The organism is Streptomyces sp. NPDC017979 (genome assembly GCF_044328175.1).
Classification (GTDB): domain Bacteria; phylum Actinomycetota; class Actinomycetes; order Streptomycetales; family Streptomycetaceae; genus Streptomyces.
The window spans coordinates 186458-213371 of record NZ_JBIRGU010000013.1 but is presented as its reverse complement, the minus strand read 5'-3'; the positions used below and the strand labels follow the sequence as shown (position 1 = coordinate 213371).

20 protein-coding genes and 1 pseudogene are annotated in these 26914 nt (G+C 72.7%); 11 read left to right on the top strand and 10 right to left on the bottom strand.

Annotated features, from left to right (window positions below; all coding sequences use genetic code 11):
• Positions 1-121: 121 nt before the first annotated feature.
• Genes ACH4E8_RS28475 through ACH4E8_RS28460 form a run of 4 tightly spaced genes read left to right on the top strand, consistent with a single transcriptional unit; the run spans position 122 to position 4375 of the window.
• Positions 122-1384 (top strand): extracellular solute-binding protein, encoded by a 1263-nt coding sequence (locus ACH4E8_RS28475; protein ID WP_398453445.1) that lies wholly within the window; start codon positions 122-124, stop codon positions 1382-1384.
• A 7-nt stretch (positions 1385-1391) separates the two neighbouring features.
• Positions 1392-2270: a carbohydrate ABC transporter permease gene (locus ACH4E8_RS28470; RefSeq protein WP_398453443.1), complete on the top strand. Its 879-nt coding sequence runs from the start codon at positions 1392-1394 to the stop codon at positions 2268-2270.
• On the top strand, positions 2270-3178 hold the full coding sequence (locus tag ACH4E8_RS28465) for a carbohydrate ABC transporter permease (protein ID WP_398453441.1): 909 nt from the start codon (positions 2270-2272) through the stop codon (positions 3176-3178). Before ACH4E8_RS28470 ends, ACH4E8_RS28465 begins: the two co-directional genes overlap by 1 nt.
• Before the next feature lie 60 nt (positions 3179-3238).
• Positions 3239-4375 (top strand): DegT/DnrJ/EryC1/StrS family aminotransferase, encoded by a 1137-nt coding sequence (locus ACH4E8_RS28460; protein WP_398453439.1) that lies wholly within the window; start codon positions 3239-3241, stop codon positions 4373-4375.
• Positions 4376-4437: 62 nt separating this feature from the next.
• On the opposite strand, the gene ACH4E8_RS28455 is transcribed toward ACH4E8_RS28460, so the two are convergent.
• On the bottom strand, positions 4438-6402 hold the full coding sequence (locus ACH4E8_RS28455; RefSeq protein ID WP_398453436.1) for a hypothetical protein: 1965 nt from the start codon (positions 6400-6402) through the stop codon (positions 4438-4440).
• A 169-nt stretch (positions 6403-6571) separates the two neighbouring features.
• The gene (locus tag ACH4E8_RS28450) at positions 6572-7558 is read right to left on the bottom strand and encodes an LLM class flavin-dependent oxidoreductase (protein WP_398453434.1); all 987 of its coding nucleotides are present in this window, start codon (positions 7556-7558) and stop codon (positions 6572-6574) included.
• Positions 7559-7618: 60 nt separating this feature from the next.
• On the opposite strand from ACH4E8_RS28450, the gene ACH4E8_RS28445 reads away from it, so the two are divergent.
• Entirely contained in the window at positions 7619-8620 is a 1002-nt protein-coding gene (locus tag ACH4E8_RS28445) for a dihydrodipicolinate synthase family protein (protein WP_398453431.1), read from the top strand.
• A 202-nt stretch (positions 8621-8822) separates the two neighbouring features.
• Positions 8823-10058, top strand: coding sequence for a hypothetical protein (locus tag ACH4E8_RS28440; RefSeq protein ID WP_398453429.1), 1236 nt, complete (start codon positions 8823-8825; stop codon positions 10056-10058).
• 168 nt (positions 10059-10226) lie between these two features.
• On the opposite strand, the gene ACH4E8_RS28435 is transcribed toward ACH4E8_RS28440, so the two are convergent.
• The 5 genes from ACH4E8_RS28435 to ACH4E8_RS28415 all read right to left on the bottom strand — a co-directional run bounded on the left by ACH4E8_RS28435 (position 10227) and on the right by ACH4E8_RS28415 (position 16364).
• Positions 10227-11564, bottom strand: a complete 1338-nt coding sequence (locus ACH4E8_RS28435) for a VWA-like domain-containing protein (RefSeq protein WP_398453426.1) — start codon at positions 11562-11564, stop codon at positions 10227-10229.
• Positions 11561-12802 (bottom strand): AAA family ATPase, encoded by a 1242-nt coding sequence (locus tag ACH4E8_RS28430; RefSeq protein WP_398453423.1) that lies wholly within the window; start codon positions 12800-12802, stop codon positions 11561-11563. Before ACH4E8_RS28430 ends, ACH4E8_RS28435 begins: the two co-directional genes overlap by 4 nt.
• A 120-nt stretch (positions 12803-12922) precedes the next feature.
• Positions 12923-14545 carry a hypothetical protein gene (locus ACH4E8_RS28425; RefSeq protein WP_398453420.1) on the bottom strand — a complete coding sequence of 541 codons (1623 nt, stop codon included), beginning with the start codon at positions 14543-14545 and terminating at the stop codon, positions 12923-12925.
• Positions 14546-14796: 251 nt separating this feature from the next.
• Complete coding sequence (locus ACH4E8_RS28420; protein WP_398453418.1) at positions 14797-15642, bottom strand: hypothetical protein; 846 nt, start codon at positions 15640-15642, stop codon at positions 14797-14799.
• Positions 15643-15776: 134 nt separating this feature from the next.
• Complete coding sequence (locus tag ACH4E8_RS28415; RefSeq protein ID WP_398453416.1) at positions 15777-16364, bottom strand: hypothetical protein; 588 nt, start codon at positions 16362-16364, stop codon at positions 15777-15779.
• Between the two features lie 140 nt (positions 16365-16504).
• Here ACH4E8_RS28415 and ACH4E8_RS28410 point away from each other — a divergent pair.
• From ACH4E8_RS28410 to ACH4E8_RS28400, 3 genes and pseudogenes are all read left to right on the top strand, one after another.
• Positions 16505-16900 (top strand): annotated as a pseudogene (locus tag ACH4E8_RS28410) (transcriptional regulator); the annotation flags it as partial.
• Positions 16901-17192: 292 nt separating this feature from the next.
• On the top strand, positions 17193-17432 hold the full coding sequence (locus tag ACH4E8_RS28405; protein WP_398453414.1) for a hypothetical protein: 240 nt from the start codon (positions 17193-17195) through the stop codon (positions 17430-17432).
• Positions 17433-17804: 372 nt separating this feature from the next.
• Entirely contained in the window at positions 17805-18251 is a 447-nt protein-coding gene (locus ACH4E8_RS28400; protein WP_398453412.1) for a hypothetical protein, read from the top strand.
• A gap of 183 nt (positions 18252-18434) precedes the next feature.
• Here the strand turns inward: ACH4E8_RS28400 and ACH4E8_RS28395 are convergent, their stop codons facing one another.
• Positions 18435-18893 (bottom strand): carboxymuconolactone decarboxylase family protein, encoded by a 459-nt coding sequence (locus tag ACH4E8_RS28395; RefSeq protein ID WP_398453409.1) that lies wholly within the window; start codon positions 18891-18893, stop codon positions 18435-18437.
• A gap of 86 nt (positions 18894-18979) precedes the next feature.
• On the opposite strand from ACH4E8_RS28395, the gene ACH4E8_RS28390 reads away from it, so the two are divergent.
• Entirely contained in the window at positions 18980-19855 is an 876-nt protein-coding gene (locus tag ACH4E8_RS28390) for a sigma-70 family RNA polymerase sigma factor (RefSeq protein WP_398453406.1), read from the top strand.
• A 121-nt stretch (positions 19856-19976) separates the two neighbouring features.
• On the opposite strand, the gene ACH4E8_RS28385 is transcribed toward ACH4E8_RS28390, so the two are convergent.
• Together ACH4E8_RS28385 and ACH4E8_RS28380 are read right to left on the bottom strand one after the other, a co-directional pair.
• A complete protein-coding gene (locus tag ACH4E8_RS28385) occupies positions 19977-21071 on the bottom strand; it encodes an endonuclease/exonuclease/phosphatase family protein (protein WP_398453404.1) in 1095 nt (364 codons plus the stop codon).
• A gap of 444 nt (positions 21072-21515) precedes the next feature.
• Entirely contained in the window at positions 21516-22967 is a 1452-nt protein-coding gene (locus ACH4E8_RS28380; RefSeq protein WP_398453401.1) for a hypothetical protein, read from the bottom strand.
• Positions 22968-23067: 100 nt separating this feature from the next.
• Here ACH4E8_RS28380 and ACH4E8_RS28375 point away from each other — a divergent pair, with 100 nt between their 5' ends.
• Positions 23068-26874 (top strand): hypothetical protein, encoded by a 3807-nt coding sequence (locus ACH4E8_RS28375; RefSeq protein WP_398453398.1) that lies wholly within the window; start codon positions 23068-23070, stop codon positions 26872-26874.
• Positions 26875-26914: the final 40 nt, after the last annotated feature.

The window sequence follows — 26914 nt, the reverse complement described above, 5'->3', positions numbered from 1 at the left end:
CGGGCCGGCCCCAATCGCGCCGCGCTGCAAGGTTATTGACAGCCCCCGCACGGCCTGGCTACTTTCGGTCAAGGCCGAAAGTGCCGGGCTCCACTGCACCCCGATGCCCACGGAGGCCCTTGTGAACTCATCGCTCAAGCGTGTGCGCATCCCCCTCGCCCTGCTCAGCCTCGCCGCCCTCACCGCCGCCTGCGGCGGCTCCGACGGCGGGTCCGGCTCGGTCACGGAGGAGGTGACCGTCTGGATGTACCCGGTGATCGCCGATCCCAAGGCCAACGCGGACTACTGGCAGAGCCTGGAGAAGGCGTACGAGAAGAAGTACTCGGACGCCAAGCTCACCATCGAGCAGCAGCCGTGGGACAACCGCGACGAGAAGCTCGCCACCGCGTTCAGCGGCGGCAAGGGCCCCGATGTGGTGGTCCTCCAGCCGGACCAGATTCCCCAGTACCTCGCGAACGGCTCCCTCGCGCCCGTCGACGGGGCGATCAAGGGCCACGCGGACAAGTTCCTGCCGGCCGCCCTGGAAGTGCTCAGCAGCGACGGGAAGGCGTACGGCGCCCCCATTTACCACACCATCACGACGACGCTCTACAACAAGAAGCTCCTCGACCGGGCGGGCATCAAGAATCCCCCCGCCACCTGGGACGACATCAAGGCCGCCGCGCCGAAGCTGAAGGCCGCGGGCCTGGCCACCCTGGACTACTCCGCCAGCAACGAGGCCACCCTGAACCTCAACTTCTACCCGCTGCTCTGGCAGGCCGGCGGAAGGGTCTTCAGCGAGGACGGCAAGAGCGTCGCGTTCAACGACGACAAGGGCGTGGCGGCCCTCACCTTCCTCACCGACCTGTACGAGCAGGGTGCCGTCCCCAAGACGGCGATGAACAACGTCAACGTCCTGGCCGACCAGGCGCTCGGCAAGCAGCAGGTCGCGATGGGCTTCACCAACTCCGGCCGGGACTTCGCCGTCGCGGAGGAGGCGTGGGGCAAGGAGAACGTCCTCGTCGGCGCCCCGCTCACCGGCGCGAAGCAGGCCGCCTTCGGCGTCCCCGGCGCCCTCGGAATCAACGCCAAGGGCAACAAGGAGGGCGCCGAGCAGTTCATCAACTTCATGACCCAGCCGGACCAGATCAAGAGCCTCGGCCAGGCCACCGGCTTCCTCTCGCCGCGTACGGACGTCACCGTGCCGTCCGACAGCCCGCACGCCAAGAAGCTCCAGGACGCCCTGGCCTTCGTCGTCCCCGGCGAGTCCAGCCCCGTCGCCCGCCAACTCATGGGCATCCTCGCCCCGGAGATCCAGGCCGCGCTGACCGGCAAGAAGTCTCCGCAACAGGCACTCGACGCGGCGGCCGAGCGGGGCGACGACCTGCTGGCCAGGCAGCGGTAGCCGCCGAATGCGGAAGATTGCGCCGCTGCGCCGGCACGACGCCCGCGCGGGGCTGCTGTTCGTGGCCCCGATGCTCCTGCTGTTCACGGTGTTCCGCTTCGGCCCGGTCGTCGGCGCGGCGTTCCTCTCGATGACCGACTACCGGCTCAACGGCGCATGGGAGTTCATCGGGGCCGAGAACTACTCCCGGCTGATCGACGACGACCTGTTCTGGGAGAGCCTGGGCGTCACCGCCCTGTACACCGCCGTCTACGTCCCGCTGACGATCGGGCTCGCCCTCGGCACCGCGATGCTGCTGCACCGCACGGTCTGGATGCGCGGCTTCTTCCGCGGGGTGTACTTCCTGCCGTACGTCACCAGCATCGTGCTGGCCGCCGTCGTCTGGAAGTGGATCTACGAGGTCGAGGACGGCCTGCTGAACTCCGCCCTCGGCGCCCTGTCCTTCGGCTCCGTCGACTTCCTCGGCAGCGAATCGCTCGTGCTGCCCTCCATCGCGGCGACATCGGCGTGGAAGGGCTTCGGCTACTCGATGCTCATCCTGCTCGCCGGCCTCCAGTCGATTCCCCGGGCCGTCACGGAGGCCGCGACGATCGACGGCGCCGGCGGCTGGCAGCGCTTCCGCCACATCACCCTGCCGATGCTGCGGCCGGTGCTGTTCTTCGTACTGGTCATCGAGGCCATCCAGGCGTTCCAGGTCTTCGACCAGATGTACGTCATGACGGCGGGCGGCCCGGTGCGCTCCAGCTACAGCCTCGTCTACCTCCTCTACGACACCGGCTTCAAGTACTTCGACTTCGGCTACGCCAGCGCGCTGGGACTCGTGCTCTTCTTGGTCGTACTGGTCTTTTCGCTGATCCAGCGGCGGTTGATCGGGAGGGACGACTGATGGCTCTGCTCACCCGCGGCAAGCCGTCGCCGGACACCGGCGGCGGCAAGGGTCGGGCCGGGGGCGGGGACCGGACGCGGAAGGCGCTCCGGCCCGGCCGGGGTCCGGCGCGGCTCACGCTGCCGACGCTGCTGGTGCTGGTCGCGTTCGTGACCGTCGCCCCGTTCGCGGTGATGGTGCTGGTCGCCTTCGCCCCGCACAGCGGCAAGACCCTGCCGGGCGCGTTCGACGTCACCCGGGCGACGCTGGCGAACTTCGACGAGGTCCTGGGCAGCTCCGACATCCTGCGCTGGGCCCTGAACTCGACGATCTACTCCGTCGTCTCCGTCGTGTTCATCCTGCTGTTCGCCTCCATGGCCGGCTACGCCTTCGCCAAGAAGCGCTTCCCCGGCCGGGAGGTCATGTTCTGGTCGTTCCTGGCGACCCTGATGGTGCCGTTCCAGGCCACGCTCATCCCGTACTTCATCCTCATCTCCGAGCTGGGCGGTGTGGACACGTACTGGGGCATGATCGTCCCGACCCTCGCCAACTCCCAGGCCGTCTTCCTGATGCGGCAGTTCATCATGCAACTGCCGGACGAGCTGTTCGAGGCCGCGAAGATCGACGGCGCCTCCGAGTGGCGGATCTACACCACGATCGTCATCCCGCTGATCCGGCCGATCATGGCGACGCTCGGCGTGTTCGTCTTCCTGTGGCACTGGAACGACTTCCTGTGGCCCCTGGTCATCGCCCAGTCCGGGGACATGCACACCCTGACGGTGGGGCTGGCCACGCTCGACGGCGAGAACGTGACGATCAACCAGGTGATGGCGGGGGCGACCATCACCGTCGTGCCGTGCCTGCTGGTCTTCGGGCTGCTCCAGCGGTATCTGACGGACAGCATCGCGACGACGGGGCTGAAGACGTGAGGTCCCTCGACGCCAACCGGAGCGCGCGCAGATTCTCCGCGGAACCATGAAAGGGAACTCGTGACGTCCTCGCCCGTACGCACCGAGCCCTGGCCCCAGTGGCCGCCGCCCGCCACCGACGAGCAGCGCGAGGCGCTGCTGGCCGTCCTCGACAGCGGCCGGTGGGGCGCCACCGACGGGCCGCAGGTGGAGGAGTTCGCCGCCGCGTTCGCGGAGTCGACGGGCGCGCCGCACGCGGTGTGCACCGTCAACGCCACCGTGGGGCTCTTCCTCGCCCTGCGCGCGGTCGGCGTCGAACCCGGCGACGAGGTGATCGTCCCGGCGTACACGTTCGTCGCCAGCGCCACCGCCGTGGTGTTGGCGGGCGCCCGGCCGGTGTTCGCGGACGTCCGCCCCGACACGCTGCTCGTCGACCCGGACGCGGCCGCCGCCCTCGTCGGGCCGCGGACCGGGGCCGTGATGGCGGTCCACCTCTCGGGCGCGGTGGCCGACGTCGGCACGCCCGGGGTCCCCGTGGTCGAGGACGCCGCGCAGGCGCACGGCGCGGTGCGGGGCGGACGGGCGGCGGGGACCTGGGGGGACGTCGCCTGCTTCAGCTTCCAGTCGAGCAAGGCCATGACGGCGGGCGAGGGCGGCGTCATCGTCACCGGCGACCGGGCGACGTACGAGCGGCTGTGGTCGCTGCACAACGTCGGGCGGAGGTTGGCCGGCGGCTGGTACGAGCACCCCGCGCTGGGCTGGAACCTGCGGATGACCGCCTTCCAGGCGGCCGTGCTCCGACCCCAACTCGCGCAGTTGCCCGCGCAGATCGACCGGCGCACGCGCTCCGCGGCGGCCCTCGCCCAGGCGCTGGCTGACGTCGAGGGCCTGTCGATGCGCCCGGCGCCCCCGGACACCGGGCGGCACACCCGGCATCTGGCGCTGCTGCGGTACGACCGGGCGGCGTTCGGGGGGCGTACCAAGGAGGAGTTCGTCGCCGCGATGGCGGCGGAGGGCATTCCGCTGGACGCGGGCTACCGCTCGCTGTCGGTGGAGCCGTCGCTCGCCGCGTACGCCCGGCCGTGCCCGGTGGCGGAGGCGGAGGCGGCGGCCACGGTGTGGGTGCGGCAGAACGTGCTGATGGCCGACGAGGACGCGATGGCGGACGTCGCACGGGCGGCACGGAAGGTGCGGGACGCGTTCACGCGCCCGGTGTGACCACGACGAGGCGGTGGGGACCGGTCCTGCGGGCCGGTGCCCACCGCTTCTTCCTGCCCGGGTCAGCAGACCCGGTAGGTGTAGAAGCTCTCGTTGCGCGACATGTACATGTTGCCGTCGGGGCCCTTCGTCAGGTTCGAGACCGGCCGGGCGATCAGCGTCAACTGCATCGTCGCCGGGTCGATCCGGTACGCCTTGCTCTGCGTCTTGCCCCACAGATAGCCCGCGTGGAACACGAGGTTGGTGTCGTGCCACACCTGCGTCTGGGTCGCCCAGGGGTAGGTCTGGTGCTTGACCGTGCGCAGCGTCTCGCCGGTGGCCGGGTCCATCTCGAACAGCGCGTCCGGGGTCAGCCCCCAGAGCTTGCCGTTGCCGTCGAACGACAGCTCGCCGAGCGCCAGGTCGCCGGCGACGGGGGCGCTCTGCCAGAGCAGCCTGTCGGCGGCGACGTCGTACGCGAAGACCTTCGCCACCGTGTCCAGCGGCTTTCCGGTGCCGCCGAAGACTGAGGTGGCGCCGTAGACGATCCCGTCGCGGTGGGTCACGCCGACGACCGAGTGGCCCGGGACGATGTTCCGCTTGATCCGGGTCTCGCCGGTGACGGGGTTCACCAGGCCCAGCGCGCCGCCCTCGGTGCCCGACTTGGGCACGGTGCCGAAGGCGACCCGGTTGCCGGCCGAGACCAGGCTGAACGGCCGGTCCTGCTCCTGCTCGGTGAGGTTGACCACCCGCCTCGGCGCGATCCCGTCGAACTCGTAGACGCGGCCGCCCGGGTAGACGCCGAGGTACAGCTTCCCCTGGTGGGACGCCATGCCCTCGCTCTGGCCGACGTTCGGCCAGAACTGCGTCGCACCGGTGCCCGGTTGGTACGCGACGAGGCCGCCGGTGAGGAACCCGCCCGCGTACAGGCGCCCGTCGGGGCCCTCGGCCATGGAACGGATGGTCACGGGCTGGCCGGTGAGGGTGTGGTCGAGGAGCCTGCCCACGCCGGTCTTGGTGTCGTAGTGCCAGATGCCGCCGGTGGACGAGGTGCCGACGAGGGTGGTGCCGCGCCAGCCGAGGGTGCGGATGCCGCCCTCGCCGAACTCGGTCATGGCGAGCTTGGTGGTCCGGCCGGTTCTCAGGTCGAGCCGGATCAGCCCGCCCTTTTGGACGAGGTGGACGGACTGGGCGCGGGCCGTGCCGCCGACGGTGAGGCTGTCGACGTCCTGGGTGACGTGCAGCCACGTGCCCCGTTTGAGGTCGTACACCGCCAGCGGCTTCTTGGCGGCGGAGGTCTCGTAGCGGACGAGGAGGTAGCGGCCGACGATGTCCACGTCGTACGCCCAGCCGGTGGCGCCGATCGGGGCGTCGATGACGCGGCGGACCGTGCCGTCGGGGGAGAGCACGGCTACCTGCATGCTGGAGGGTCCCATGCCGGCGTAGACCGTGCCGTCGCCGCCGACGGCGAGGTCGCGGACGAAGCCCTGGCCCGGCACCGGCTGGCCGAGGTCCTTCGTCTCGCCGGTGTTGCGGTCGTGGCGGAAGAGGTGGCCGTTGTTGGAGGTGCCGCCGTAGACGTAGTCCTCGGTGGCTGCGACGGTCCAGACGAACGTCTCGGATTCGACGGGGACGCCGAGTTCGGTGACCCTGGCGTTCTTGGGGTCGTAGCGGAAGAGCCGGCCCTTGTGTTCGGTGCCGCCGTAACTGCCGACGTAGACCGTGTGGTCCTCGGCCACGGTCACGGCCCACGAACCGAGGGCGCGGGGGAGCGGGTGCTCCGCGATCAGCCTGCCGTCGTCGGCGTCGCGGATGCCGAGGAAGGCGGGGCCGGAGGCGGAGGAGGTGACGGAGTAGACGCGATCGCCGTCCATCGCGGTACCGGCGGTGGTCGCGCCGGTGAGCGGGAGTCTGCCGAGGTCGGCGAAGCCGCACGGGGCGGGGGCGCGGGGCGGGGCGGACGTGGACGTGTCGGGGACGGCTTCGGCACGGGCCGGTACGGCGAGGGCGATGACGAGCAGGCACGCGGCCGTGAGGGCACGACGCATGGAACCTCCAACGGAAGCTATTTGCGGTCCTGACCGTAAATGGTGTGGGAGGTGATGACGAGCATGGGCGCGCAGACAGCAGGCAGCAGACGTCGATCGGGCCGGGCCCGCGCGGGCCCGGTGCGCTAGGGCGGCCGCGGTCTCTGTGCTCAGTTCCGCGGTCTCTTGTTCAATTCCCCTTCCTCAGCCGCCCCAGAACCTCGCCGAAGCCCTCAATGGCCCGGAGCGCGTCCGCCTGGGGCATCCCCGGCGGCTGGACGCGCACGATGACGCCGTCCGCGCCCATCGCGGCGTAGCGGCCGAGGCCGTCCGCGCACTGCTCCGGGGAGCCGACGACGCTGCGCGCGGCGATCTCGTCCCACCCCTGTGCGTACCGGGCCGCGTCCATCGAGGTGCGCTTCCAGGAACCGTACGCGTCGTACAGCGCGCGCAGCGGGTCCTCCAGTGCCGTGCGGGCCTGCCGGGAGGTGGGGGCGCAGTACCCCTCGCGACAGACGAGCACTTCGGCGCCGAGGGTGCCGGGGCCGCGCTCGCAGGACAGGTACTCGTCGATCTTCGCGGGGAGTTCGACGTCGCTCTCGTTGAAGGAGGTCGTCCAGCCGTCGCACATCAGCGCCGTGCGCGCCAGTGCGGCGGGCACCCGGCCGCCGTTCCACAGGCGGGGGCGGGGCCGTTGGGCGGGGCGGGGGGAGAGGAAGGCGTCGGTCACGGAGGTGAAGCGCCCCTCGAACGTCACCGAATCCTCGGTCCACAGCCGGGTGATCAGCTCCACGCACTCCTCGAAGCGCGCGACCTTCTCGTGCGGCGGAACGCCGTACAGGGCGAACTCCTCGGGCCGGTAGCCGAGGACGACGCCCGCGGTGAGCCGACCGCCGCAGAGCACGTCGAGGTGGGCGAGGGTCTCGGCGAGCCACACCGGCTGGTAGACGGGGGCGATGAGCCCGGCGGTGGCCAGGCCGATGCGCTCGGTGTGCGCGGCCAGCCAGGTCAGCGAGGTCAGCGCCTCGTGGTAGCCGGGGCGGTGCAGATGGCGCTCGCCGAGCACCACCCAGTCGAAGCCCGCCTGTTCGGCGAGCCGGGCCTGCTCGACGGCGTCCGCGAGTGCGGGGCGGTCGTCCTTGCCGGAGAACAGGTTGACGTAGAGGCCGAGGCGCATGGCCGGACTCCTATCCCTTGTCCCTTTACGGTCTGGGCCGTAAAGGTTAACGTATGGTCCGTGGTTACCAAAGGGTTCACGGAACAAGTGGTGGGCACATCGGGCGAGTTGCTCCGGAGACTGCGGGGGACGGTACTCCCTGCGGTGCTGACGCCGATGGACGGACACGGGACCGTCGACCTGGGCGCCCTGCGCTCCTACGCGGCACGACTCGACGCCGCCCCGGTCGGCGGCTTCGCGGTGTGGGCGCACACCGGCCGCGGCCTGTACCTCTCGGCGGCCGACCGCGCGCGAGTGCTGCGCACCTGGCGCGCGGCGACCGACAAGCCGCTGATCGCCGGCGCCGGCGTGCCCCGCGACCGCCCGCCGGCGACGGTGGCCGATGCGGAGTCCGCGGTCGAGGCGATGGCGGTGACGGCGGCCGAACTGGGCGCGGACGCGGTGATGGTGTACCCGCTGCACGCGCTGGCCGCCCTCCCGGACGGCCACGACCGCGCCGTACGGCTGCACGAACGCGTCGCCGAGGCGAGCGGGCTGCCGGTGCTGGGGTTCTTCCTGCACGGCGAGGCCGGCGGATACGAGTATCCGCCGGAGCTGGTCCGCGACCTGCTGGCGCTGCCGGGGGCACTGGGCCTCAAACTGGCCACCCTGGACCGCGCGATGGCCTGCCAGGACGCGATCCGCGCGGCCGGGGCCACGGACCGCCTGGTCGTCACCGGCGAGGACCGCATGTTCGGCCCCAGCCTGATGTGGGGCGCCGACACGGCGCTGGTCGGCATCGCGGCGGCCCGCGCGGAACTGACGACGGCGGTCATCGACGCATGGCGTGCCGCGGACCACACGGCCTTCGTCGCCGCGTCGGCCCGTCTGGACCGCTTCGCGGAAGCCACCTTCCTCGCCCCGATCGAGGGCTATGTGCAGCGGATGCACTGGGCGGCGGTGTGGGAGGGCCTGCTGCCCGAAGCGGCAGCCCACGACCCGTTCGGCCCGCCACTGCCGCCGGCGGAGCGGGCGCGCGTGGTGGAGTGCCTGGAAGGACTGGCGGAGGGCGGGGCGGTGTAGGCGCACGCCTGCGGGTACCGACCACCGGGGCCGCGGGTCGGTCGAGGTAACCTTCTTACGGCCTGGGCCGAAAGGTGAAAGACCCTTTGCGGCACGTCGACCCCGGCGGCCGCGGACCGCTTCGGTCCGTAATGCCTACACTTACCGCGCGACGTTTGGGACCCGGCCAGAACAGGCCGTACGGATGAAGGAGACGGGGCGCATGGCGTTCTCCATAGGCGTGATCGGCCCCGAGGACCTGGTGCAGAAGGTACGGGCGGTCGGCGCTCCCGACGCCACGCGGCTGCTCGGCCTGCCCTACCGGCACGAGGACGAGACCCTCGACGTCGTCCGCGAGGCGGCGGCGTCCGGCGCCGACGCCCTGCTGTTCACCGGGGTCGTGCCGTACGCCCTCGCGGCGGAAGCCGGACTGCTGGACCGGTCGGCGATGTACGTGCCGTACAACGGCGCGACGCTGCTGCGTGCGCTCGTCGAACTGCTGCGCCTCGGCCACGACGTGTCGCGGATCTCCATCGACACGCTCCAGCGCGCCGAGGTCGTCGAGACCATGACCGAGGCCAAGTTGCCGACGGAGCACGTGCACGTGCTGCCGTACCGCCCCGGGCTGACCGGCGACGACTTCGTCTCCTTCCATCTCGGCGCCCGCGACAAGAAGCAGACCCGGGTGGCACTCACCTGCCTCGGCTCCACCTTCCACACGCTCGACAACGAGATGCACGCCGTACGCCTCGCGCCCTCCCGGCACTCCATCCGCGCCACCCTGCAGTCGCTGGTGCTCGCCGCCTCCGCCGCGCAGAGCGGCGACACCCAGGTGGCGATGGGCATCGTCGACATCCCGCCCGGCTCCGACGACTCCGAACTCGCCGCAGACCTCACCGTGCTCGGCGGCAGCCTGGCCCATCTGCCGGACGGGCGGCGGCTGGTGGTGACCACGCGCGGTGCCCTGGAGAAGGCCAGCGAACACTTCACCCGGCTCCCGCTGCTCGACGCGCTCGCCTCCCGGCACACCTCCGTGCACGTGGGCTTCGGTCTGGGCCGTACGGCGGCGGAGGCCGAGTCGCTGGCACGGCGGGCCGTCAACCGGGCCGGCGCGGTGGGGCCCGTGGCCGGCGTCGTGTCCATGCGGGACGACGTGGACATGGTGATCGACGCCGACTCCGACCGGGCGACCGCGCCGACCGGCCCGGAGAACAGCGTGCTGCTCGCACGGCGCGTGGGCCTCAACCCGCAGACGCTCGACAAGCTGCGCGAACTGGTCACCGCGGCCGACGGCGAGGGCCTGACCGCGCACGCCGTGGCAGAGCATCTCGACGTCCAGCAGCGCACCGCGAGGCGCGTGTTGAAGCGGCTGGAGCGGGCGGGAGTGGCGGTGCCGATCGGCAGCCAGCAGCACGGGCAGACCGGCCGGCCGCCGATCGTGTACCGGGTACGGCTCTGAGACGGGAGCCAGCCGGGGCGGAGCCGTGGGTCCGACCGGCGCCGATCCTGCCCACCGCCGCTGGTCTGCACGGCCATTGACACCCCGGGGCGTCCCGCGACGACGCCTGAAGGGGAGCGGGCGTACGGTCGGCCGCGGCGCTCCGGTTCGCGGTGCCCGCGCGCTCCGTCAGTTCGACGTCGGCGCACCGATGTGCACCACGCGCGCCCACGCGGGCGGTGCGTCCGGAACGTAGTCGTGGTCCTCGCTCCACCGGCGGCGCGCCCCGATCCGGGAGAACAGGCCCACGACCGTGCGACACGACGGCTGCGTGCGCGGCCACGGCGTCTGCCCGTCGGTCAGCGCCACGACCACGTCCGGCCTGGGCCGGGTGCGCAGCGCCTTGGCGAAACCGGCGCGCAGATCCGTGCCGCCGCCACCGGTCAGCGGTATCTCCGCCGCGTGGCAGAGCCTGCGCACGACGTCGGCCGCGGCGTCGCACGAGAGGACCGACACCAGGTCGCGCCGACCGCCCACGGCCCGGGAGATCGCGGCGACCTCCAGCAGCGCACTCCCCAACTCGGCGTCGCTGACCGACCCGGAGGTGTCGATGACCACGCAGACCCGAGGCGGGGTGCGCCGGATGCTCGGCAGTACGACGCCGGGCAGCCCCGCCGAACGGCGCGACGGCCGCCCGTAGGTGTAGTCGCCCCCCGAACCGCTGCCGTACGTCGCCGAGCGGAGCGCGGCACCCAGCAACTCCCGCCACGGCTGGGGTGGATGGAACGCCTCCTCGGCCCAGCGCCGCCAGCCCGCGGGCGCGGTGCCGGGGCGGGCGGAGATGCCCTGCGCCACGCGGAAGCGGACCGCGTCCCGCTCCTGCGCGCTGAGGCCGTGCGCACCGTTCGGCCCGAGTTCCCACGGGCGCTCCAGCCCGTCGGCGCCGCTGCCGCAGTCGAGCCAGACCAGGCCCTGGGTGCGCGGTCCCAGCCCGAACTGGCGTAGGTAGTCCTCCATCAACTCGCCCGAACGCAGCCCCAGGGATTGGGGGGTGACGGCGTCCGCTGGCAGGACGAGATCCTTCGCTTCGTCGTCGTACGCGTCGTCGTTGATCTCCATGTCGGCGGCGATGTTGATGCGTAGCCGGGCTCCCGGGCCGCTCAGCTGCCGCTCGCGCAGCACGCGGTCCCCGCGGCCGTGGTGGTCGCGCAGCAGGTGCGACACCTCGTGCACCCAGACAGCGGCGAGCTCCGCCAACGGCGTGCGGTCGACGAACGCGGGGGAGACGTAGCACCGCCAGTACCGGTCGACGGCCATCGTCGGCACCCGGGGCGACTCCACGGGATGCAGCGCGAACAGCGCCGTCGCCAGATACGGCCGGGCGCGGGCGGCGAACAGGCGCGCCGCGAAGAGCTTGTCGCGATCCAGCTTCCCCGGCCCGACCGAGACGTCTGCCGTGCTCGCCGTGTCCGGTGCCTCCGGGGCCGACGGGTTCGAGGGGGCCGAGGCGGGCCGGGCGGCGGTCATCGGCCGGCCCGCGCCGCGACCGCAACCCGGGCCGCGGTGTCGTCCGCGCGCCGCGACAGCGAGACCGCTCCGGCGAGCCGCTCGATGGACTCCGGGACCTCCCAGTCCTCTTGGCGCAGCGCGGCGAGCCCGGTCGCCGGGACCACCACCAGATCGGGTGCCCCGGTCTCCAACGCCCGTGCCAGCAGCGCCCACGCCGCGTCCCAGCGGGGCTTGTCCGGGCGGTTGCGGACCGCCGTCACCACGCCTTCCAAGGCGGCCTGCCGTCGATCGCCCCGCTCGGGCAGGACGGCACCCGAGGGGTCGGCGAGCAGCGCTTCGGGGTCCGGCAGGTCCATCCGGTCCAGGCAGGCCAGCATCTCCAGCCCCGGTCCGTTGCCCACCGCCCCCCGGACCAGCAGGGACAGCACCTCCCTGGCGGAGCCGGCGGCGGTCGCGAAGGCGATCAGCCGCAGCGCCATCTCCCAACTGCGCGGCGAGGGCCAGGGACCGCCGCGCCCGGTCTCTTGGTGCGGCAGCCGGTGAACGAGCGGGGGACGCACGGAGAGCAGCCCGCACACCGCGCGGCGGGCGAGGTCCACGGCCCGGGGCAGGGCTTCGGGGTCGAGCTGCGGCAGGGTCGCCCGCGGCCAGGTGCCGCCGAGCCCGCGCACCACGACCTCGTGGTCGTGGGTCCACTGGAGGTGGACGAAGCGGTTGGCCAGCGGCGGGCTCAGCTCCCAGCCGTCCGCCGCCGAGGAACGCGGATTGGCCGCGGCCACGATCCGCACCCCCGGCGGCAGCCGCAGCGAGCCGATCCGCCGCTCCAACACGAGCCGTAGGAGCGCGGCTTGCACCGCCGGGGGCGCGGTGGACAACTCGTCCAGGAACAACAGTCCCCGGCCGGCCCGGACGAGTCGTACGGCCCAGTCGGGCGGGGCCATCGGAACGCCCTGCACTGCGGGGTCGTCGCCGACGACGGGCAGCCCGGAGAAGTCGGACGGCTCGTGGACACTGGCGATCACGGTCGTCAGCGGAAGCTCCAGTGACTCGGCGAGCTGGGTCAGGGCAGCGGTCTTGCCGATCCCCGGCTCGCCCCACAGGAGCACCGGAAGGTCGGCGGCGACGGCGAGGGCCAGGGCCTCCAACTGGACGTCGGGGCGCGGTTCCGTGGTCGTGGTGCGCAGCATGGTCAACAGCTCCTGCGCGACGTCGAGCGGAGCGGAGCCATGGGCTGCGGGCGTGCTGGGTGCGGTCATGGTGATCACCTTGTGGGTCGGTTCCGGGCACGCGTGGGCGCGCGGTGGGAAGCAGCAAGAGCAGGCAGGAGACGAGGCGAAGGCAGTCGAAAGGTGAGGCGGGGCGGCTGTCGGGGAGCGTCAGTGCAGCGTGGCGTGGCGCGGACGTGCGCGGTGTTGACGCGGCTGGCGCTCGGGGCGGGGAGCGGAGCGGGTCAGATCCGCCCGGTACAGGCCGTGGGCGATGCGTCGCCCGGCCGCGCCTTCCAGTGCGTCCCGCAGCGGGCCGTTGCGCAGCACCGCGTCGGGCCCCAGCAGGGCCTCGACGACGGCGAACGCCCCGGCGAAGTCGCCGTGGCCCAGCCGCTCGCGGACGCCGGGGAGGCAGTCCGGGCGCCGGTGCGCCTCGTCGATCGCCTGGAGGCAGGGCAGCGGGGTGCCGGTCAGCGCGACGAGCAGCTCTTCGCGCCGGATCTCGTCCGGGCCGTGGTCCAGCGGCGCCAACACCCCGTCGACCAGGCCGATCCGATGGCGGGCGCCCCGGCAGTCGACGTAGTACGTCCCGCCCGGCGGGTCCTGGACGGGAGGTGGCCCGGTCGACGCACGCCCCGGCGCGAGGGCATGTCTTACGGATCTTGCTGGGCTCGCGGGATCTGGCGCCGCTCCCCCTGGGCCTTCGGCCCGGGAGGTGCCCCCACTCCGCGTTGTCGTCGGTCGCCGACGCTCCGCGTTGACTCCCTCCTCCGCCTTGAGATCCACGACACCGGATCCCGCTCGCTGATCCAGCCTGATCCGTGAGACAGGCCCCAGGGCCGACGCGACCAAGGGATGCAGGGAGTCGACCGTGAGCAGACCGGCGCGGAGCAGTTGGAGATCGGGGAGCGTCCAGGTCGCCGCGTCGGGCAGGGTCGGCAGCGCGGACGAACGGCCGACCCGCGCCGACGCCGCGGCGATCCGCCACCGGGACGCTCCGTCGGGGCGCGCACCGCCGCCGTCCGCCCCCCAGCCGGGGTCGTCGTCCCGGACCAGGTCCAGGGCGAGTCGCTGCCGGGCGCCGAGCCGTACGACGACGGTCCCTGCCGTGCGCCCTTCGGCGTCGAGCACGAGCCCCGCCTCGGCCGCCCAGCGGTCGACGGCGCAGGGGTACCCGTCGGGCACCAGCTCCGCCAGGTCGGGACCGTACGGATCCTGCGTGGCGGCACCGGGCGGACGGTCGGCCCCGCAACGCGAGGGCAACTCGTCGCTTCGGCGCGCGTCCCACAAGTGCCGGTGCAGGTCGAGGCGGTGGCGCCGGTGCGGCCTGGGGTGCGGATGGCGGCGGGCACCCGCGTCGATGAGGTCGCCGTCCCAGACCCCGAGGGCGATGCGCTGGCCGGCTTCCGCCCAGGCCGGCGGCGTCCGCACCACCAGGTGCAGCGGTCGCCGCCGGTGGTGCGCCCCGGCGTCGTAGCGGGCCAGGGCCAGCGTCAGCCCCGGGCGCAGCAGTCCGTCGGGAGCGATCCGGGGGAGGTGCCAGCGCAGCAGGTCGGGGGCGAGGTGGCGGAGGTCGGCGCGGAGCCGGGCCGCCACGTCCGTGCCGTGGGAGCGCTCGACCGTGCGGAGCCGGACGTCGACGTCGACACCGGCTGCCGCACACGCTCCCGCCCAGTCGCCGGCGGTGCGGCGTGCGGTGGCGGTTTCGATCATGGAGGGCGGTACGGCGAACTCGCGCACGCGCCGCCAGAGGGCGAGGAAGGAGTCTCCCCGCGCGGTGTGAGTGGGCATCAGCACTCACCTTGCGCGGTGGGAGCCCCCAATCTGACAGTCGATTGAGTAGTCATCGCGGTGATCGTAGCGCCCGGTCACGGCGGCGGCCAGAAGATTTTTCCGCCCCCGGGTCGACCTCCGGGCACACGGCGGGCGACGCGTGCGCGTTCTCCGCTAGTCCGCCCGATGCGGGCAGGGCAGATCCCGCAAGGACGGGGAGAAACGCCACGAGCACGTCGACGTAGCCGTCCCGCGCCGGGGTCGCGGCTTCAGTTGCCGCCGCCGCAACCGCAGCCGCCGGAGTCCGCACCCACGCTGTCGACCCAGGCTCCTCCCGCGGATCCGCGAGCGCCCCGCTCTCCCCGGGTCGCCGGCTTCCGGAGCGGGTCGGTGGCCCCGCGGTCCACGAGGATGCGGATCCGCTGCGGCACCTGTTCCAGGGCGGTGTCGACCCTCTCCCGGCAGTACCGGGTGAAGTCCGGCCAACGCCGGGTGTACTCGTCCGGCCAGGTCCTCGCGCAGAGCCAGAGCACCCCGCCCACGGACATCCACGCGAAGGCCCAGAGCGCGGCGCCGTTGCTCGAAGCCGGGGAAGGCTCGTCGATCGTGCGCCCGTGGACCAGGATCCCGAAGGTGACCACCCACCCGGCGTAGAACGCCACGGTCCGGCAGGGATCGACGTACCACCGCACCGTCGGCACGCGTTCGGCGAGCAGGCTCCGGTAGGGCTCGAAGTCCCCATGGTCCGGCGCTTCGTGGATCCGGGCTCCCACGGCCCCCCGCCGCCGGATTCCGTCGAGGAGCGCACGGAGCACGGGGTCCGACGGTTCCGGAGCGTTGGGCACGGCGGTGAGCACGCCCTCCTGCGAAACCTTGACCGCCCCTGCGTCCACCAGCAGATAGGCGGCGGTCTTCGCGGCGTCCTTGGGGCGTTCCCAGTCGTACGCCGCCTGCCAGGCCGCCTCCGCCGGCCCGATGCCGTCCTGCGTGGCGCGTCGGATCACCGCCCGGTCGGGCCACCCCCGAAGCAGCGACCAGCAGCCCAATAAGACATTGACCGCCGCGAAACCCAGCAGCCACCAGATCACGAAGCGTCCTTCGTCGGTCAGCCACATCGTGGCAGCCCCCGCCCTCTCGACTGGCGGCTATGTGCCCCGTGCGGCGCCGCGTCAAGCACGGAGCCGGCGACCAAGAACCTGCGGCCGGGACCCGGTGCACCCCTTCCCCGGCGCGCATCTCCACCAGCCGGTCAGGGCCCGGGCGACGACGCCCGCTCCGGTGCCGAAGCAGCCCGGCCGGGCTGCTGAACCTCCGTCGGCCGGACCGTGCCCCGGCCCGCCACCGACGCGACCGCCGTCTGTCCGGCCGCGGCCACGCACATCAGCGCCAGCGGCGCCTGCCAGCCGGAACTAATGCCGTGCAGCAGTCCGAAGACCACCGGTCCAACAGCGGCGAGCAGGTAGCCGATCGACTGCGCCATCGCCGACAGCGCACCCGCCCCGGCGGCGTCCTGGGCGCGCATCCCGAGGAACGCCAGCGCGAGCACGAGACAGGCCCCGCCCCCAAGGCCGAGGACGACGCTCCACAGCAGCGCCAGTTCCGGGGCGACCAAGAGCCCGAGGTAGCCGAGGAGCAGGACGGCCGAGCAGATCGTCGCCAACGCCCGCTGGTCACGTGCCCAGCGCAGCGCGCCCGGCACCGCCAGGCCGGTCAGCACCGCCACCGCCTGCAACAGGAACAGCAGCCACCCGGCTGCGGCCGCACTGACCCCGTCGTCCTGGAAGACCTGCGGCAGCCACGTCACGACGACGTAGAAGCCAAGGGACTGCAGTCCCATGAACCCAGTGACGGCCCAGGCGAGGCCGGACCTCAGGGGCAGCCGGTGCTGCCCGCACGCCGGTTGAGGGGCGGGCCGCGCAGTGCGCATCCGAGGAAGCCACAGCACCACGGCCATCAGCGCGAACAGTGCCGTGTCGACTGCTCGACCACGCCGAGCCGAACCTCAACCGCTATCTGGTCACCGACCCCCGGGCCCGGACGTTCTTCGTCGACTGGGGCGACGTCGCGGACGAGTACGCCTTCGACCTGTTGCAGGCGCCGTCCCTGGAGAACCTTGAGTGGCTCACCTCGGAACTCACCCCCGTCGCCGGACCCGAGTTCACCGAGCGCCTCCACCGTCACGTCGGTCCGCGCCGCGGTGTCCTCAGGCTCAACCACCCGGACGGACACCATCTGCGACTGCTCAGCGAGACGCTCGAACTGCCCCTGGACGCACAGCAGATCGTCGTCCTCCTCCCGGAGTGCGACGAGACGGCCCGGGCCATCGACCAACTCCAGCGCCGGGCCGGCGGCCGGCTGCGGTCCATCTCGTAGCGCGGTCCCGGATCGTGTCGCCGTCATGGTTCAGCCGATCCTGCCGCGTCCGGCGGGCCCCGGAAGGCGACCTGCTCGGCGGCAGCGTTCTGCCGCACCTGCTCGGATCGCCAACTGAAGCGCCCCGTCCGCGCAGACGTCCGATCCCGGCGAGATCCGGCAAGTTCTTGGCGCCCGCGCCGTGCAGCCCTCAGGCTGGTTCCTGGTTCGGATCACCCAAGAGCACAGGGAGCGTGGGCATGACGACGGTTGTCGGCAACGTCCGGGCGGTACGCCGGCCGCGGAACGTCACGTGAAGTACCGGATCACCTACGCCCCGCCGGCCGACGACGCCCTGCGCAGGATGAGCGGACGGACCGAGTTCGAGGCTGCGATCGCGCGCCTGGTCGGCCGGAATCCTTACGGGCACGGCTCCAGCCCCGTGGGCGGCGACCGGGACCGGCGGGAAGCCACCGTCGGCACCGCGATCATCCGGTACGTCGTCTCCGACACGGTCCTGACCGTCACCGTCGTCCGGCTCATCACCCTGTGACGACACCGAACAGTCACCGGCCCGGGAACACGCAGAGGAGGCGGCTCAGCGCGCCGAACGGTCTTTGCTGCGCCGTCGCGATCCCGTTCAATGACAGGTGAGTCAACCGTGGTGTCGGTCAGGGGGGACCAGATGGCGGATGATCCGGGTCGCGGGGGCGCTCCCTCGCGGAGGCTGGGGGAAATCGCCGCCCTGGTCTCGGCGGCAGCGGCGGTGGTCGGGATCTTGCTGGGCGTCTTCGGGGTGCCGTCCTTCCACGGTGCGTCGCCCGTGCGTCCGCGCATCGAGCCCGATTCCCCGGTCGGCACCGCCGCGGCTCCATCAGCCCAACCCGCTGCTTCTCTTGCCGTGCTGCCTCAGGGCTGGCGCCGGGTGCGGGAGGCTGATCTCACCGCGGCGTTCGCCGTGCCGGATGGGTGGAAGCGGACCAAGAAGAACGCGATCCAGAGCATTTGGGCGTCGCCCGGCGGCACGTACGAGATCGTCGTGAAGCGCGACACCTCGTACGGCCCGACCGCCCGCGCCGCGGCCGACGGCCAACTCGCCTGGTACCGCAAGGAAGCCGAGTCCTCGATGGCCGGCCTACGCGCCACGACCCACACCGCCGAGCAGGGCGGGAAGGATGCCGTACGACTGGAACTCGACTACCACTGGAGCGGTCAGGCCACGCCCCGCCGGCGCGTTGAGATCTTCGTGGCGGGCGACGCGGGTCACGTCTACCAACTCCTCGTCGACACGACCGCGACGGACGACCACCTCGCCGCGCAACGCGATCTCTTCGACACGGCCCGCGCGCAGTTGGCCACGGACGTCGAGTAGCCCGAGCGCGGCTGTCGCACCGGCTGTGACGGAGCGGCGGCACGCCCAGTCAGGCACCCGGCGCACCGGCCGCCGCTGCGCGTCGTCATCGCCGACGACCAGGCCGCTCCCGCAGGGAATCCGCGGCCACGTCCGGACGCACAGCGACCCGCGCGGGACCTCGGGGAGACCGTCTGGACGCGCTCAGCCCCAGGTCTTGCCGGCCGGTTCGTTGATGGTGCGGTTGATCCGGTTGAAGAAGTTGGTCAGCGCGATCTCCAGGTTGAGCGCGCCGATCTGCCCCTCGGTGAAGTGTGCGTTGGCCTCGGTCCAGATCTCGTCGGTGACGCCTGGCGCACCGTCCTGCAGCCGGGTGGCGGCCTCGGCCAGCGCCAGGGCCGCACGTTCCGCGTCGGTGTAGAACGGCGCCTCGCGCCACGCCGCCACGTTGTCCAGCCGCTCGTCGGTGTCACCGGCCTTCCTCCCGCCGGCGACACTGGCGTAGACGCACGCCGAGCAGCCGTTGATCTGGCTGGCGCGCAGGTGGACCAGTGCGAGCAGTTTCGGGTCCACGCCCCCGGCGGCGATCGCCTTCTGGAGGTGCTGGATCGCGGTCCACACGTCGGGGTTGTTCGTGCTCTTGCTCTTGAGCCGGTTCTCCATGGGGGAGTGATCTCCTTCGTCGGGTTACGTCGCCGCGCCGGTGCGCGTCATCCCCATGACGGAGCAGCTTCAACGGAGGTAACACCATGGCCGGCAGCCATCCCGCGGACCCGATCGCCGATGCCTTCGAGTCCCATCGTGACCGGCTGCGCGCCGTCGCCCACCGCATGCTCGGATCGCATGCCGATGCGGAGGACGTGGTCCAAGAGGCGTGGCTACGGCTGTCCCGCCAGGACGCCGGCACCATCGACAACCTCGGCGGCTGGCTGACCACCGTCGTCGGCCGCATCAGCCTCGACGTCCTGAGGTCGGGCCGGACGCGCCCGGAAGTCCCCTTGGACGACCGGGTACCCGAATTCACCGTCACGCTCGACCAGGCACCCGCGCCGGACGACCTCGCGGCCGTCGGGGACTCCGTCGGCCGGGCGCTCCTCACGGTCCTCGACTCGCTGCGCCCCGACGAACGACTGGCGTTCGTGCTGCACGACGTGTTTGCCGTGCCCCACCAGGAGATCGGCGCCATCCTCGGCAGGACCGCCGACGCGACGAAGATGCTCACCAGCCGCGCCCGCAGGAAGGTGCAGGCCGCCCGGCAGCCGACGAGTGTCGGACGAGAGCAACGCGAGGTGGTCCGGGCATTCCTGGCCGCGGCCCGCGACGGTCAGTTCGAGCGGTTGCTCCAGGTACTCCACCCCGAGGTGAAGTTCACCGTCCACACCTCGAACGGCACGTTCGTCACGCTCGGAGCCACCGAAGTCGCCGCCCGCGCGCGCGTGGCCGGCAGCGCTGCACGAGGGCATGCGGCCACCGTCGACGGACACCCCGGCGTCATCTCCTGGGACCGGGCGGGCGCCCCGCTTTCCCTCCTGGTCTTCACCGTCGCCGACGGCCGCATCACCGAGATGACCGCCGTGGTCGACCCGGCCACACTCGGGCTCATGGACCTGCCGGCCCCGGTCTGACGCCCCGTGGGCGACACCTCCACCCACCGGCGCCACGGCCGGCCACCCGCGCCAGCCGTGGCCCAGCCGATCCCTCAGGGCTTGTCGACGACCCCACCTCTGCTGGCGCGGCAATACCTGCTCAGCGCGTGGTCAGGCGGAAGGTGCTGAGTACGGCCTTGTGGTCGGTCGGCCAGGTCCAGGTGGGCTCCCAGAACCTGTCCCGGCCCGACTCCTCGACCCGCTTGCTGCGCACGATGGTCGTGGACGGTCCGACGATCACGCTGTCGAGCAGGTGGATCCGTCGGTCCGGGTGGTAGAAGACGAAGTCGATCCGGTCCCGTTCGTCGGCCTTCGGCGCCCAGGTGAGCTGGCTGACGTCGGCGCCCGGGTTGTCGCTCGGCCAGGTGAAGCCGGGCTTGCGGACGGGGTCCGGGTGGACGACGCGGTAGCTGTCGCGGAAACCGGCGTCCTCGATCGTCTTCGTCGTCGACCACGGGACGACGGCGCCGTTGTGGTCGAACAGGTTCCGGGTGCGGTGGTTCCAGTCCCGGTGGGAGGGCTCGTTGAAGTCGCCGGCCAGCAGCGTCAGTCGGCCCTTGGCGCGCTCCTTCGCGGCGTCCGCGAGCACCGTCCGCGTCACCTTCGTGCGTCCCGAGGCCGCGTTGAGCCGGGTGATCAGGTCGACGTCGGTGATCGGACCGGTCGGGATCTCGCCCCAGCCGTACTCGGAGGTCTCCAGGGGGGACGGGGTGCCGCCGCCGTAGCCGCGTGGCAGGTAGTTGACGTAGTAGCGGTACTCCAGGTGTCCGGAGTAGGCGGCGACCTCGGTGCCGTCGATCGAGACGACCGCCTTGGACCAGTACGGGAAGGAGGCGTGCTCGACGATCGGGTAGCGCGAGATCACCGCGGGGTCGACCGGGTTCGCGTTGTCGAAGTAGGTGAGCCCGCGGTCGGCGAGGTCGGCCAGGAGGTTGGCCACCCGCTCCGGGTTCGACTCGCTGAGCATCACCACGTCCGGCTCGACCGCGGCGATGGTGTCGGCGATGCCCGCCCGGCCGCCCGGCACCTGGTTGCCGCCGTGCCAGATGTTGAACTGCATGACCTTGAGCGTCCGGTGGGCGGGCTTGCGGTGCTTCCGCCCGCCCTGCGGGGCGGCCTCCGCCGTGCCCATCGCCAGCACTCCCGCTCCGACGGTCGCGCCGACCATCCCGAGCAACTCGCGACGCCTGACCATCAGTGACCTCCAGTGAGTTCCTGCGTCCACGGCCCGGTCACGGTTCGAACCGGGCCGGGACACACTGTCGTGGTCTTCCGTGTATGTGGCATGAACCCGGGTGCAACGTCAGATGTTGAATGGTCAATGGTGGTCGTGCACCCCTTCCCGTCCGCTCGCCAGCAGGGTGCCCTTGACGAACCCTCCAGCCTCCAGAGCAACGTGTGCTCGCATGCCCGCCGCCGTCGGATGGAAACCGCAGCGGGCCTGTGGCAGCCACCTCACGGGCGCCGTCGACACCTTCGGCCCCCGCTCGGCGACGTCGGCAGACGCAGTGCCCACGGCACACCCGGGTCCTCGTGCGAAGCGTGCGATGCGCTGCACGCCGCCGTCGACCAGATGATGAACTGCTGGCCGCGCCGAGCGGGCCGATCCCACAGCCGGCGCCTGCGCGGCCCGCCGGTGCTATCCGGTGGCCCGTCGGACGTAGACGCCGATGCGGACCTGGTCCACCACCCGCTCCTCCGCCAGGGCGAACGACTCCCGCAGCACGTCCCGTTTCGTCCGCTCCACCTGCTCCGAGTCCAGCGGCTGGCCCCGGAGGTCCTGCACGGCCACGATCCGGGGCTCCGACAGCATCCGGGTACGCACCTGCGCGGGGGACGCCTCCGTACCGAAGAGGGTGCCGGACGCTCGGCGCGAGCGATCGAGGGAGACGTCGTGGAGGCGGGCGTAGGGCGCGGCGTGCACCAGCGCGTAACTGCGGCGCCGGGCGGGGGCGAACAGCAGCCCGTCGCCGGGGTGGGCGACCTCGGCGACCGCTGACGCGACCGCGCCCACGTCGTTCTTGCGGCTGTCCGGCGTGCGGAGGAAGGGCCCGTGCGACACCAGCACCACCAGCGCCCCGGCCACCGCGGACCACGCGAGCGCGCGCGTCCAGTAGTGGTCCAACGCCGCGCCCAGCAGCAGCGCGAGGCCGACGACGTACGGCAGGACGTAACGGTCGACGAAGAGCGGATGCACCTTCGAGACCAGCAGCAACAGTGCCGTGGGCAGCACCAGCAGCGGCAGCGCGAGGGAGCGTACGCGGGCGCCGGCCGGGTTGCGGGAGCAGGCCCACCCCAGCGCGGCCAGCAGCACCAGCGCGATGAAGTCCCGGGTTTCGGGCGGCTCGATCCACTCCACCTGCGACGACTGGGTGACGCTGAACAGCGCGAGGGGTGCGAGGCCCGCGCAGACGCACCCCGCGGCGACGACCCAGCCGCGTGCCCGGTGCTCCTTCCGCTGCTGCCACACTGTGACGCCGTGCGCCACCACCGTCAGCACCGCGAACTCGTGCAGCAGACAGGCCAGCAGCATCACCCCGGCGTACGCCACCCACCTGCGGCGCAGCAACAGCCAACTGCCCCAGGTCACCAAGGCGCACACCAGCGCGTACGAGCGCCCCTCCTGCGCGTAGCGGTGCACCACCGGCAGCGTCGTCAACACCAGCCCCGCGAGCAGCCCGGCGCGCGGCCCGGCGAGGTGGCGGCCGATGAGCGCCACGCCGGCCGCCGTCGCGCTCATCCCCAGCACGGACGGCAGCCGCAGCGGCACGAGCCCGGGCTCCCACGCGGTGAACACCCCGTGCATCAGCAAGTAGTGGAGGCCGTGCACGGCGTCCACGCTGCCGAGGGTCCGCCAGATCTCGGGGACCGTGCGCCGGGCCATGTCGTACGTGACCGCCTCGTCACCCCACAGGGTGCCCTCGCGCGTCACCCCCCACAGTCCGAAGACGAGCATCAACAGGGCGGGCGGCACGGCGACGGCCCAACCGGGCGTGCGCGACGAACCGTCGGAGCGCGGGCGCGGGACGGCCGCGCGGGGCGGCGGCGTACGGAGGGGACGGCCGGCACGGGCCGGTGCGGAGTTGATCACCGGTCGAGTCCACCGGCCCCGCCATTGATGTGCAGGCCCCCCGCGCCGCACCCATCAATTCATTACCCTCGCAGGTCACAGCCAGAAGGAGGTACGGGTCGTGGGACGACGCGAGAAGCCACTGGACCCGACGGCGGGCCCGGCCCAGCGCCTCGCCCACGAACTGCGGGAACTGCGCCGGGCCGCGGGCTCGCCCACGTACCGGATGATGGCGCGCCACTCGCCCTACACCGCACCGACCCTCTCTGCCGCGGCGTCCGGCGACCGCCTGCCGTCGCTGCCGGTGACTCTCGCGTACGTGGGGGCGTGCGGCGTCGATGCCGAAGGCGCCGCCCGGTGGGAGGAGCGCTGGCACGCCGCGGCGGCCGACTGCGAACCCGTCCCGGCGGCTGACGAGGAGCCCGGCGGCCCGTACCAGGGTCTCGCCCGGTACGGCACCGAAGACGGCGACCGCTTCTTCGGCCGGGACGACGAGGTCGCCGAACTGCTCGACTTCACCCGGCGCCGCCCGTTCGCCGCGCTCGTCGGGGCGTCGGGCAGCGGCAAGTCCTCGCTGCTGCGGGCCGGTCTGGTGCCGGCCGTACGCAAAGAGGGCGCCGCCCGGGCCCCGGCCGTGGTGCGGATCCTCACCCCCGGGCCGACGCCGGCCCGTACGCACAAGGACCTGTTCACACCCGGCGCGCTCGTCGTCGTCGACCAGTTCGAGGAGGCGTTCACGCTCTGCCGGGACCCGGCCGAGCGGTCTGCGTTCGTCGAACTGCTGCTGGGGCAGGACGCGGCGCGAGTCGTGATCGCCGTACGCGCCGACTTCTACGGACGGTGCGCCGAACACCCCGCCCTGGTGCGTGCCCTCAAGGACGCCGTACTGTTGCTCGGCCCCATGGGACCCGAGCAACTGCGCCGGGCCGTCGTCGGCCCCGCGGGCGTGCGACGGCTCGTGGTGGAACGCGCGCTCACCGCCCGGATCGTCTCGGACGTCGCGGACGAGCCGGGCGGGCTGCCCCTGATGTCGCACGCGCTGCTGGAGGTCTGGCGCCGGCGGCGCGGCCGGACGCTGACCGTCGCGGCGTACGAGGCGATCGGCGGGGTCCAGGGCGCCATCGCGCACACCGCGGAACAGGTCTTCGACGGCTTCACGGCCGAGCAGGCGCAGGCCGCCCGCGCATTGTTGCTGCGGCTGGTATCACCGGGCGACGGCGCGCAGGACACCCGTCGGCCCGCCGACCGCACCGAAGTGCCACTCGATCAGCAGGGACACGTCCTGGAACGATTGGTGCGGGCCCGACTCCTCACCGTCGACGACACAACGCTGGAGTTGGCGCACGAAGCCCTGCTCACCGCCTGGCCCCGGCTGCGGGGCTGGATCGAAGCGGACCGCGACGCCCTCCGGCTCCACCGCCGCCTCGCCGCCGCCGCCCGCCTCTGGGACGACCTCGGCCGGGATGCAGGAGCGCTGTACCGGGGTGGCCAACTGGACGCGGCGCGCGAAGCGTTCTGCCCGCCGGCGGCTGCGTTAGGCGGCGCTGCCTGCCGCTCCGTGGCGAAGGAGCCGGGTGGCGTTCGGCCGCGGGCGGACGCGCCAAGGGGCCGGCCGGGGCTTCGTCCCCCAGCCGTGCACCCATCGGGAAGCGTACGACTCAACGCCCGCGAACGGGACTTCCTCGCCGCCTCCGTTGCCGCCCACAACCGAGAGGCACGGGCCGCCGCCCGTACCGCACGCCGGTTGCGCGCGTTCACCCTCACCCTCTCCGTCCTCCTGTGCATCGCTGCGGTCGCCGGGCTCGTAGCCTGGCAGCAGAGCCGGGTCAGCGAACGACGCGCCGTCGAGGCCGAAGCGCGCCGGATCGCCGCGGTGTCGGACGCCGTCCGCGCATCCGACCCGCGTACCGCGATGCGGCTCGCGCTGGCAGCATGGCAACTTGCCGAGACCCACGAGACGCGCGAGGCGCTGTTCGCCGCCGCCGCGCAGCCGTACGCGGACGTGTTCACCCCGCCGGTGCCCCGGGTCGACGTCGACTCCGCCGGCACCTGGCGCTCGCTCTCCGACGACGGCCGGACCATGACGTCCGTCACCGCCGAGCGCACCGAACGATGGGACGTCACCACGCACCGTAAGCTCCCCGACCTGCCCGGACTCGGCCGGTACGCCGCGAAGATCCGCGCCGTCAGCCCGGACGGGACCGCGGCCGCCTACCGTGCCGCCGACGGCGTACGCGTCCGGGACCTCGCATCCGGCCGGGACCGGCCCGTCCTCGCCCGCCCGCTCGACCGCGGGAACGAGTCCGACGACCACGCCTGGTTCGGCCCGGGCGGACGCATCCTCGGAACGCACCGCGAAGGGCAGCCGATCCGACTCTTCGACGCCAGCACCGGCCGCCACCTGCTGAGCACCGGGCGCGAACCCGGCGAGATCCGCCGGCTCTTGATCGCGCCGGACGACCGGCTGCTCGCGTTCTGCCCCGCTGAAGGGCCCCTCCGGCTCTGGGACGTGCGCACGGGCCTCGCCCGTCCCACCCCCGCGGGCCTCGGCGCCATGTGCGACGCGGGCGACGACCCGCAGTTCCACCCCGACGGCCGCGCCATCGCCGTCGACGCCATCGACGGCCTGCGGACCTGGGACGTGTCCACGGGTCAGGAACGCCCGCGGATCCCCGTCGCCGGACTCTCCTCGTTCGACTTCAGCGACGACGGCAGCCATGTCGCCACGATCGCCGACCGCGAGATCCGACTTTGGCGCCTCGCTTCCGACGGTCCGCCCGTGACCGTGTTGCGCGTACCCCTGGGGCGCACCGGGGCCGGCGCACCTCGCCTCGACCTGGCCGCCGGGACGCTTCGGTACGAAGAGGGCTCCCCGCCCGGCGCGACCGTCTGGACCGTGACGTTCGACCGATCCGCGGCCAGCGACCGGAACCGGCAGCCCGCTACCGCCGCCCGGTACGGGCCCGACGGCGGCGTCCTCGCCGTCGAACGCGCCGACAGCCGCGAGCTGCACCACGTCGCCGGTAGGCGGCCCGCCACCGTGCTGCCCCGGGCCAGGACCGGAGCGCGCGGCGGCATGGCCTTCTCGTCCGACGGGCGGACCTTCGCCCACACCAACACGGCGGGCGGAGTCACGCTGCTCGACCTGCCGTCCGGCACCGCGACCCACTCCGCCGCGCTCCCGGCTGACCTCGACGGCGGACTCAGCGTCAACGACGCGAGCGGCCCCGACGGGATCGGCTCCGTCGCCGTGTCCCGCTCCACGCTGCACCCGACCGAACGCCACTCCGTCGACTCCCTGGACGCGAGGGGCCGGCTGCGATCGACTCTGGTGTCAGCCGCCGGCGGGATCCTCACCACCGCCCCCGACGGCCGCATCCTGACCGGTCACCGCTCCCTCGTCGACCCCCGCACCCGCCGAGCCGAACCCGAACACCTGGCACCGGGCGAAAAGACCGCGCAGACAGCGACGTTCAGCTCCGACGGCCGGTACTTCGCCATGAGCGACCTCCACGGCCGAACGACACTGTGGAGCGACACGGGCCGCCGACTGCTCGCCGTACTGACTCCCGCCCGCTCCGACTCCACCCCCGACGAGGAGTGGCACGAGCCGGCCATCGCGTTCTCCCCGGACGGCGGCACACTGGCTTACGGAGACGGGTCCGGCCGCATCCGCCTCTGGTCCACGACGTCACCCCGCAGCCCCGGCGCACCCCTCCCGACGGCCGACGGGCCGGTGCTGGCGCTCGCGTTCACCTCCGACGGCCAGGAGCTGCGGATCACCACCCCGCACACGACGTCCCGGACGCACCCGTTGTCACCCGCGGCGGCGGTCCGCAGGGTCTGTGCCCGCGCGGACGGCGGCCTCAGCCGAGCCCAGTGGCGCAGCCACCTGCCGGGCGTGCCGTACCGCTCCCCGGGCTGCTGATCACTGCATCCGGCGGGCAAGTCGCCAAGCATCGCTTGCA